Source organism: Aeromonas sp. QDB30, from assembly GCF_027707645.1.
Classification (GTDB): Bacteria; Pseudomonadota; Gammaproteobacteria; order Enterobacterales; family Aeromonadaceae; genus Aeromonas; species Aeromonas caviae.
On the sequence record NZ_JAPCIY010000108.1, the window covers coordinates 1 to 8893 of the forward strand.

Annotated in this window: 10 protein-coding genes and 1 pseudogene; 7 read left to right on the forward strand and 4 right to left on the reverse strand. The window is 61.6% G+C overall.

All coding sequences use genetic code 11. The features are described 5' to 3' along the window. Window positions 1–203 precede the first annotated feature (203 nt). Window positions 204–503, reverse strand: coding sequence for a DUF3861 domain-containing protein (locus PG896_RS19680; RefSeq protein WP_109422026.1), 300 nt, complete (start codon window positions 501–503; stop codon window positions 204–206). Window positions 504–584: 81 nt separating this feature from the next. On the opposite strand from PG896_RS19680, the gene PG896_RS19685 reads away from it, so the two are divergent. From PG896_RS19685 to PG896_RS19695, 3 genes are all read left to right on the forward strand, one after another. Further along, window positions 585–1007, forward strand: coding sequence for a MarR family winged helix-turn-helix transcriptional regulator (locus PG896_RS19685; protein ID WP_109422025.1), 423 nt, complete (start codon window positions 585–587; stop codon window positions 1005–1007). A 129-nt stretch (window positions 1008–1136) separates the two neighbouring features. Beyond that, window positions 1137–1700, forward strand: coding sequence for a HutD family protein (locus PG896_RS19690; protein ID WP_041214820.1), 564 nt, complete (start codon window positions 1137–1139; stop codon window positions 1698–1700). Between the two features lie 101 nt (window positions 1701–1801). Next, window positions 1802–2257 (forward strand): PD-(D/E)XK nuclease superfamily protein, encoded by a 456-nt coding sequence (locus tag PG896_RS19695; protein WP_052130404.1) that lies wholly within the window; start codon window positions 1802–1804, stop codon window positions 2255–2257. A gap of 55 nt (window positions 2258–2312) precedes the next feature. On the opposite strand, the gene azu is transcribed toward PG896_RS19695, so the two are convergent. After that, the gene (gene azu / locus PG896_RS19700) at window positions 2313–2753 is read right to left on the reverse strand and encodes an azurin (protein ID WP_270836110.1); all 441 of its coding nucleotides are present in this window, start codon (window positions 2751–2753) and stop codon (window positions 2313–2315) included. Between the two features lie 299 nt (window positions 2754–3052). Between azu and PG896_RS19705 the strand changes: the two genes are divergently transcribed. Continuing rightward, entirely contained in the window at window positions 3053–4096 is a 1044-nt protein-coding gene (locus tag PG896_RS19705) for an FAD:protein FMN transferase (RefSeq protein ID WP_270836111.1), read from the forward strand. A gap of 41 nt (window positions 4097–4137) precedes the next feature. Here PG896_RS19705 and PG896_RS19710 read toward each other — a convergent pair whose 3' ends face one another. Further along, window positions 4138–4563 (reverse strand): Hsp20/alpha crystallin family protein, encoded by a 426-nt coding sequence (locus PG896_RS19710; protein WP_113736095.1) that lies wholly within the window; start codon window positions 4561–4563, stop codon window positions 4138–4140. Between the two features lie 270 nt (window positions 4564–4833). Here PG896_RS19710 and PG896_RS19715 point away from each other — a divergent pair, with 270 nt between their 5' ends. The 3 genes from PG896_RS19715 (at window position 4834) to xthA (ending at window position 8562) form a co-directional block, all read left to right on the forward strand. Further along, complete coding sequence (locus tag PG896_RS19715) at window positions 4834–6480, forward strand: response regulator (RefSeq protein WP_244813205.1); 1647 nt, start codon at window positions 4834–4836, stop codon at window positions 6478–6480. 60 nt (window positions 6481–6540) lie between these two features. Next, entirely contained in the window at window positions 6541–7503 is a 963-nt protein-coding gene (locus PG896_RS19720; RefSeq protein ID WP_244813203.1) for an ion channel, read from the forward strand. A 252-nt stretch (window positions 7504–7755) separates the two neighbouring features. Continuing rightward, window positions 7756–8562 carry an exodeoxyribonuclease III gene (gene xthA / locus PG896_RS19725; RefSeq protein WP_010673667.1) on the forward strand — a complete coding sequence of 269 codons (807 nt, stop codon included), beginning with the start codon at window positions 7756–7758 and terminating at the stop codon, window positions 8560–8562. Window positions 8563–8623: 61 nt separating this feature from the next. On the opposite strand, the pseudogene PG896_RS19730 reads toward xthA, so the two are convergent. Beyond that, window positions 8624–8893, reverse strand: a pseudogene (locus PG896_RS19730) (IS4 family transposase); the annotation flags it as partial.

Genomic DNA, 8893 nt, shown 5'->3' on the forward strand with positions numbered 1-8893 from the left:
CAGCGGGGCTGACGCCCCGGCGAAATTCCCCTCCCACCTACGTCGGAGGGAGTCCCCTTTCGCATTTAAGATGGGTCCTCCGTGAAACGAGCTGCCAGTGTAGCGGGCCGCCGCCGCTTTGACAGCACCGGGATCACAACCTCGGGGTTTCCTTTGCATCAGGCATGATGGCGGGAGCGCTCGCCCTTGGGGTCAGGGCAGGGTCACTCGGAAGGGGCGACCACGGCCTCCTCTCCCCTGGCGGTGCGTTTCAGTTGCCCCATGAATTGCTTGAAATGGGGGAGAAACCCCTTGAACAGCTCCTCTTTGCGATGCTGCATCATGACTTCGCCAAACAGCTTCAACCCGACGATAAACGCCTGATGTTCCTGCTCCGACATGGGCAGCTTCCCCTTGCTGAGCGCCAGGATGGCAAAGATGTCGTCGTGATTCTGGCAGTCGAACTGCAACGGGGGCACATCGCGGTCCAGCGCCTGGACCTGTACACGATAGCTGTGTGGCATCTTTCATCTCCTCTCGGGCTGGGCTTTTGCCCATATGGTTGATAAAATCAATTAAACCCTTTTAAGTTGACTTTATCAACCATGAAGTTGTCAAACCGTCTCTTCCGGATCCTCGATCAGTACAAAATCGCCATGGCGCAGCATTTCCGGGCACAGCAGATCGCCCTTAGCCCCCTCCATTACAAGGTGCTGCAACTGATCCATGCGCTGGATCCCGCCACGCCGCAGCTCATCGCACAGCGATCGGGCCGCGACAAGGCGCAGGTGACGCGCCTGCTGCAGGAGATGGAGAAACAGGGGCTCATCGAGAAGCGGCCCCATCCCACTGACAGACGCAGCATCTGTCTGGCCTTGACCCCGCTGGCCTGCGAGCGGGTCAACCAGGGGGAGCAGGAGGCAGCACGGCTCGACGAACGGCTGTGTTCCCTGCTGACGCCGGCGGAGATAGCGCAGTTGCAGCAACTGCTGGACAAGATAGAAAAAGGGCTTGAGTCGACCGATTAGGGTTAGCGTCAGGGGGGCCGCTGCCTGATTTGTGGCCAACCAGCGCGGCCTGCGCTGGCGGCGCCTTGTGAGCCACTCCCGGAGATGGTATCACTGGCCCCACTCTCCCCTTCCCGCCGAGGCGCCATCGTGATCACCCTGATTAAAGAGTCCGACCAGTTGAAAATGCCCTGGAAGAACAGGCAGGGCACCACGGCCCAGATCCTGATCTCCCCCCCTGGTTCGACCCTGGACAAGCTCGACTTTGACTACCGGCTGAGCTCGGCCCCCATCAAGGAAGCAGGGAGTTTCTCCCGCTTTCCCGGCTACCAGCGCATCCTGCTGCCCGTCAGCGGTGCCGGTTTCGTGCTCAACGGCCACCCCTACGCCACCTTCGAGGCGGCCCACTTCAGCGGGGATGACGAGACCCGCTGCGAGCTGCTGAAAAAAGAGGTGACGGATCTCGGGCTCATCTACCACCCGGCGCGCATCAGCGCCAACGTGCGGGTGCTGAACCTGCCCTTCCCCCTCAGCCTCACCCTGGAGGCGGACAAGTGCTACCTCTGCCACCTGCTGGAGGGCCAGCTCACCGTGCAGGGGCAACAGGTCGCACCGGGCGAGACCCTGGTGGTGCAGGGGGAGGAGAGCATCCGCTTCGAGTGTGGCAAGAAGACCACCCTCGCCTTCTTTACCCTGCAAGCAAACGTACAATAACCGCAGCCCATTTATGACTAGGCCAAAAAATCATCTGCAGATTGATATTTGGCCTCATGGGAGTAGCATGGGTCTCTCTGGTTTATGTGATGAGAGATCCTATGCAATACACATTGGACGGATTTGAAGCACCACCTGAGCTCAGTACTGAAGAAGAAAAAAGCAATCAACAGTTGCAGACAAAAATAAGGGGCATCTTAGAGGAATTTAAATATGCAGAAGGAAATAACCTTGCTATTCCCAAGACGTTCAAGACTAGAGTCCCCTACGAAGATCTGTATGGATTGAAAGCCTTTAGTGCTTTTGTCATTAACCATCCACTCGATGGCTTGACTAGAGTGGAACCTCACCAACAACAGGTTTCAGGCTCAGTTGACCGTAAGTTTCCTTTCTTTTTACAAAGTGCCCATAAAGCACCAGAACCTAATGTCATTATCTTGATTGAAGGCCAAGGGCACAAAAAAGCAGCATTCGAATGGTTGAAGTCTGAAGCAACGAAGTGCGCAGAAAAGAATATCAAATGCTATGACCTGGCGGAGTTTACCCTCTGGCTATAAGGGTCAAAACAAAAAGCCGGGATACCCCGGCTTTTTCCTGTCAGGCCATGGCGGCCTACCCCACCTTGAAGCTGCCCTTCATCAGGGCGAAGTGGCCCGGGAAGGAGCAGAAGAAGGTGAGATCCTTGCCCGCCAGGCCGTCGGTCTTGAAGGTGACGCTGGTGCTCTCGCCGCCCCCCACCAGCTTGGTGTGGGCCAGGATCCTGGGGTCATCCTTGGGCAGGTAGTCGTGATCGACCCCGGCGCTCATGCCGGCGGTGGCGATGGCCTGATAGTCGGCGGTGTTGGCCAGCACCCAGTTGTGGCCCATGTTGGCCACCGGTAGCTTGCCCGTGTGATTGAGGGTCACCGTCACCTCCTTGCAGGTGGCCGGCACGTTCATCGCCGTCTGGTTGAACTGCATGGCGTCATTGCCTTCGATCACCAGTGCGCACTCGTCGGCCAGGACCGGGGTGGCGAGGGAGCCAAGAAGCAGCAGGGTTAACACCTTTTTCATCACGTTCTCCTTTGATTGACGAAGGATGACAGCACAGGCATCTCGCCCCCGTGGGTGCGACTCGCAAAGATGCTGTCAGGATCGATCTTCATTGTATTCAAATGTCGCCGAAGGACGACCGCTTTTGGGCCAGCCTGCGGGCCCGGTCACTTCTTTTCTCCCGACCCTGGGCCCAAAGCGGGTTGATCAAATTCCCCTCCGGCTTAATTATTTGCGGCCTTCCCGCCCACGGCCACTCGCCAACACCACAGCCGTTGGCTAAGCTGCTCCCCCGTCGATGACTCCCGCGAGAATGAGAGATGAAGTTCCCCTTTGCGCCTGCGCTGGCGCGCACCCTGCTGCTCTCCCTGATCCTGCTGCTTGGCGCCTGCCAGCCGGCCCCGACCCAGACCCGCATCCAGGGCAACACCATGGGCACCTATTATGCGGTGACCCTGAGCGACCCCTTCCCCGGCGGACAGGGGGCACTGCAACAGGAGGTGGAGGCGCTGCTGGCACGCCTGAACAAGGAGATCTCCACCTATGATCCGGGCTCCCTCATCTCCCGCTTCAATCAGGGAACGGGGCAGCCCCCCCAGGTCATCCCGGCCACCATGGCGAAGATTGTGCAACAGGGGATTGACGCCGGGCACCTCACCCGGGGGGTTCTCGATGTCACCGTGGGCCCCCTGGTCAATCTGTGGGGATTCGGGCCGGACAAGCGCCCGGTCAGGCGGCCCGGCGCAGAGCAGATCGCCAAGGCGCGGGAGCGGGTCGGCATCGACAAGCTCACCCTGACCCCCGAGGGGGATCACTTCCTGCTCGGCAAGGCTATCCCAGACCTCTATCTGGATCTCTCCACCCTGGGCGAGGGGGCAGCCTCCGACGAGATAGCCGGGCTGCTGGAGCAAAAAGGGGTCCACAACTACCTCATCGAAGTGGCCGGGGCGGTGCGCAGCAAGGGGCACAACGACAAGGGCAATCCCTGGCGGGTGGCCATCGTCGAGCCCTCGGACAGACCGGGCGCCATCGAGGACGTGGTGACCCCGAACGGCATGGCGGTGAGCACCGCCGGCAGCTATCGCAACTATTACGAGCTCGACGGCAAGCGCTACTCCCACATCATCGATCCCGCCACCGGCGAGCCCGTGACCCACAAGCTGGTCTCCGCCACCGTCATCACCCCCACGGCCCTGGAGGCCGATGCCCTCGACACCGCCCTCATGGTGATGGGTCCCGAGCGGGCGATGACCTTTGCCAAGGAGCACAAGCTGGCGGTCTATCTCATCGAGAAGACCGCCACGGGCTTTGCCGCCAGCCACACCCCCGAGTTTGCCCCCTATCTGGTGCGCAAGCAGCCCTGAATGACGAGGCCCCGCATTGCGGGGCCTCGTTCACTGACCGCCTATTCGATGGGGATGCGGTGGGGCGCGGGGCTGGCCGCCTGCTTGGGCAGGCGCAGGGTGAGGATGCCGTTGTCAAAGCGGGCGCTCACCTGCTCTGGCGACACCTCCACCGGCAACTCGACGCTGCGCGACACGCTGCCATAATAGCGCTCGCTGCGCAGGGCCCGTTCATCCTTGTTCTGGCTGTCAAACTGGCGGATCTCCGCCTTCAGGGTCACCAGCTTGCCGTGCACGTCCACGTGGATGTCCTCCTTCGCCACCCCGGGCAATTCCGCCTGCAGCAGGTAGTCATCCCCGCTCTCCCGCAGATCCAGCTTGATCTGGCCGGGCAACGGGTCCCCGTGCAGGGGACGGATGTAGAAGCCGGAGGCCATGTCGTGGAACAGGTCATCAAACAGGCTGGTGCGACTCGGTAGCAAACTCATCTGATCCCTCCTTGTGAGCGGGCAAGGGAGCAGACGGGCACCCTGCCCTCTGCTGCCTCCCGCATGCTGACGCTCTTCAAGTCTAAAAACCGGGACAGCGCCTGCCAGTGCCAACTCGCCTTCCATTGACCGGGATCAAAGGCAAGACACCCTTTTTTTCACCCAAGGTCTGCGGGAAAAACCGGGGGGCCTCCCCATGTGCAATTGCCTGCCTGCGGACTTTGGTGGCACACTTCTCCCACCAGCCCGTAGCGCCTTGATGCCAGACAGATGCAGACACCGGACTCCGTACCCGAGAAGAAACCCCAGCCCAAGCCCAAGCGCATCCTGCTGGTCAACGAACAGCGTTCCTTCCAGATGATGATGAAGGCGATGCTGATCAACATCGGCATCAACCGCATCACCTACACCAACTCCGCCGACGAGGCGCGCCGCCGCTGCCAGAAAGAGAGCTTCGACATCTATCTGCTCGACTATGAGCTGGGGGCGGGCGAGAACGGCCGCCAGTTGCTGGAAAGCCTGCGGGATCAGCAACTCATTCCGCCCCAGAGCGTGGTGATCATGGTCAGCAGCGACGGCTCCCGCGCCATGGTGCTGAGCGCGCTGGAAGCCGAGCCCGACGAATACCTGATGAAGCCCTTCTCCCAGGAGCAGTTCTCGTTTCGTCTCAAACGCGCCCTCGCCCGGCACCAGGCGCTGGAGAGCGTCTTCAGCGCCCTCACCCGGGACGATCTGCCCGCCCTGGTGGAGGCCTGTGCCAAACAGGCGGACGCAGTGCCCCGCTTTGCCAACTTCTGCCGCTGCCTGCAGGCCGACACCCAGCTCAAGCTGGGCCAGGCCAAGGAGGCCCGCAGCCTGATGCGCCAGCTGCTGGCGGGGCAGGAGAACAGCTGGGCTCGCCTCACCCTGGGCAAGGCGTGCCATACCCTGGGTCTGCACGAGGAGGCGGTGAGCCACCTGCAAGCCACCCTGAAACACACCCCCCTGATGGTGGAGGCCTACCTCTGGCTCGCGGAGTCCCTGCTGGCGCTGGGCAATGACGAGCAAGCCCAGCAGGAGCTGCGCCGGGCGGTGGACATCTCTCCCCAGTCGGTGCAGCTCTCCCGCCGTCTGGCGGAGGTGTGCCTGCAACGGCACGACTACGCCCAGGCCAAGGACGTGCTGCTCGCCCTCATCGACTTGTCGCGCAACTCCATCCACCGCACGCCGCATTATCTCGGGGCCTATATCCAGACCCTCACCTTGTACGCCCTCAACAGCAACGACGGCTACCACATCGCCAACCTGCAAAAGCAGGTGAACTCCGCCCTGTCGCGCATCCGCGACTCCCTGATGATGTCGGAGTTCAACTACCCGGTGTTCGAGCAGATCTGCCAGGCCCGGGTGCGCATCGCCCTGGGGGAGCTGCTCAAGGGCAAGAAGATGCTCTATCGCGCCAACCAGAACTGGCTGGACGAGCCCGCCACCATGCCTCCGGCTCTCCTTGGCGAGACCATACTCGCCCTCTATCAGCTCGGGGAGTTCGAGTACGCCGAGAGCCTGCAACCCCTGCTGGCGGAGGATGAGGATCGGCTGCTCACCACCTGCATCCAGGTAACCCGGGATGACAAGACGGTGCAGGAGCGGCGCCAGCGCTATCAGCAGCTCAACGATCTGGGCATCAAGGCCTATCAGGCCGGAGAGCTGGAGCAGGCCCTCGGCCACTTTCGCGAGGCCCTGCGCCGGGCGCCCGCCAATACCGGCGCCGCCCTCAACAAGATCCAGGTGCTGCTGCAACTCATGCAGAAGAACCGCAAGAGCCCGGAGTTTGGCGCCGAGTGCAAGGAGACCCTGGAGGTGCTGGAGGGCATCCCCCTCAACCCCGCCCAGCAGGAACGTTTTCGCAAGCTGCGCCAGGAATATCATCAGCACAGCTGATATCCCCCCTCCTCCCCTCACCTATGCTGATACTGACTCAGGGAAGGGAGGGGCAACACCATGGCAATGTGCCGATACCTGGTGGCCGATGGCCGCCACTGCACCGAAGAGGCAGGGGATCATGATCTCTGCCGCTGGCACGACCCCGCTGCGGCCCACAACACCCCTGATACCGCCCAGGCGCTGGAGCGCTATGTGCGCCAGGGAGGCCTGTGCCACGGCCTGCAACTGGCCCGCGCCGAGCTGGCGGATCTCAACCTGGTGAACAGGCAGGGTCCGGAGGGATTCTTGCTGGAGCAGTGCAACCTCTATCGCGCCAACCTGCGGGGGGCCCATCTCTACGGCATTCGCATCAAGGGCGGCAGCCTGATGAAGGCCGATCTGAGCGAAGCGAACCTCCACTGCGCCACCCTCGACGACGTCAACCTGCTCGGCATCCGCTGGAAGAACACCCGCCTCGACAACCTGGAGACGGGCAAGCGGCTGATGCAGGACAGAAAGGGGCGCCGCGAGCGGGACCCGGCACAGGTCCGCGTCTGGTTCAAGGAGGCGGAGGAGACCTACCGGGATCTGCGCAAGGCCTCGGAGACCCAGGGCATCTTCACCATGTCCGGTCGCTACATCCAGCAGGAGCTCACCATGCGCCGCCTGCAGATGCCGTTCTGGTCCTACCGCCGCTTCGCCTCCTGGATAGTGGATCTCTTCTGCGGTTACGGCGAGGCCCCCATGCGGGTGGTGCTCTTCTCCCTGCTGCTCATCGTCATCTGCAGCATTTTTTACTTCTTCTGCGGCCTCAACTTCGCGGGCACCCACCTCATCTATCGCCCGGACGCTCCTCTGGAGCAGAACGCCATCTTCCTGATGGAGTGCCTCTACTACAGCGTGGTGACCTTCACCACGCTGGGGTATGGGGACTTCACCCCGGTGGGGTTGTCGCGGATCTTCGCCGCCTTCGAAGCCTTTACCGGCAGCTTCACGCTGGCACTGTTCGTGGTGGTGTTTGTCAAGAAGATGACCCGCTAGAAACCTGTCCACGATCTTGCTGGGAAGCCGCTTCCAAGGCTCATGTGCTGCTCGCTTATGTGTCGCCAGGCGCTTCCATGTATACATATGCACTCAGGCTCCTCTGCTGCGCGTCACCTTGCTGACAGACTCTCGCGACAGATCGTGAACAGATTACCGAGCCGCTGCGCCAGTCACAGCCCCCGAACTTGCATCCATCGCGGATTCCTAGTCCAATAAGCGACGAACAAAAACGACATGAGCACCCCGAACATGAAGATCATCTCTTTCAATATCAATGGCCTGCGCGCCCGTCTTCATCAGTTGCAAGCCCTTATCGACAAGCACCAGCCGGACGTGATCGGCCTGCAGGAGATCAAGGTGCACGACGAAGCCTTCCCGGTCGCGGATGTGGAGGCCATGGGCTACCACGTGGTCTTCCACGGCCAGAAGGGGCATTACGGGGTCGCCATCATGAGCAAGCAGGCTCCCATCGAGGTGCAAAAGGGTTTCCCCACCGATCCGGAAGATGCCCAGCGCCGCATGATCATGGCCAGCTTCAAGCGGGAAGACGGCTCCGTCATCAAGGTGATGAACGGCTACTTCCCCCAGGGGGAGAGCCAGGATCACGAGACCAAGTTCCCGGCCAAGCAGAAGTTCTATGAAGACCTGCAGCACTACCTCGAGACCCACCACACCCCGGACGACCAGATAGCGCTGATCGGGGATATGAACATCTCCCCCACGGATCTCGACATCGGCATCGGCGAGGCGAACCGCAAGCGCTGGCTGCGGGATGGCAAGTGCTCCTTCCTGCCCATCGAGCGTGAATGGATGGAGCGCCTGAAAGGCTTCGGGTTGACCGACACCTTCCGCGCCGCCAACCCCACCGAGTGCGAGCGCTTCTCCTGGTTCGACTACCGCTCCAGGGGCTTTGACGAGAACCGGGGCCTGCGCATCGACCTCATCATGGCCTCCGACGCCCTCAAGGACAAAGTGACCGAGACCGGCATCGACTACGAGCTGCGCGGCATCGACAAGCCCTCGGATCACGCCCCCATCTGGACCTGCTTCGCCTGATCCCCACGCTAGGCTAGCCCTCGCCAAAAGACCCTGCCCCCGCCCATGCGGGCAATGCTGTTCACTTAAGCGGAGCCGCATTGCGATTTACCGGAAAACGGGTCTTTGATATCTTCACCGCCCTGGGTCTCGATGGCCTGGGGCGTTTTTCTATGAACATGACGCCTATGCAGCCCCGCAACTCCGCCAACCTCCGTGGCGTATGGGCTGGCGATAACGCGCCCGCCATCACTGCCATCTGGTTCGCGATGAACTGACAGGCAAACTTAAAGCTCACCTCATTGGGCGCTCGCTGATGGGCTACGGCGGCCTGGCTGGCCTCCCGCCTGAC

Coding starts and splice junctions, on each gene's coding strand:
- PG896_RS19705 (WP_270836111.1), top strand. CDS start 3,053: ATGAAGTTCCCCTTTGCGCCTGCGCTGGCGCGCACCCTGCTGCTCTCC.
- azu (WP_270836110.1), bottom strand. CDS start 2,753: ATGAAAAAGGTGTTAACCCTGCTGCTTCTTGGCTCCCTCGCCACCCCG.
- PG896_RS19680 (WP_109422026.1), bottom strand. CDS start 503: ATGCCACACAGCTATCGTGTACAGGTCCAGGCGCTGGACCGCGATGTG.
- PG896_RS19720 (WP_244813203.1), top strand. CDS start 6,541: ATGGCAATGTGCCGATACCTGGTGGCCGATGGCCGCCACTGCACCGAA.
- PG896_RS19710 (WP_113736095.1), bottom strand. CDS start 4,563: ATGAGTTTGCTACCGAGTCGCACCAGCCTGTTTGATGACCTGTTCCAC.
- PG896_RS19715 (WP_244813205.1), top strand. CDS start 4,834: ATGCAGACACCGGACTCCGTACCCGAGAAGAAACCCCAGCCCAAGCCC.
- xthA (WP_010673667.1), top strand. CDS start 7,756: ATGAAGATCATCTCTTTCAATATCAATGGCCTGCGCGCCCGTCTTCAT.
- PG896_RS19695 (WP_052130404.1), top strand. CDS start 1,802: ATGCAATACACATTGGACGGATTTGAAGCACCACCTGAGCTCAGTACT.
- PG896_RS19685 (WP_109422025.1), top strand. CDS start 585: ATGAAGTTGTCAAACCGTCTCTTCCGGATCCTCGATCAGTACAAAATC.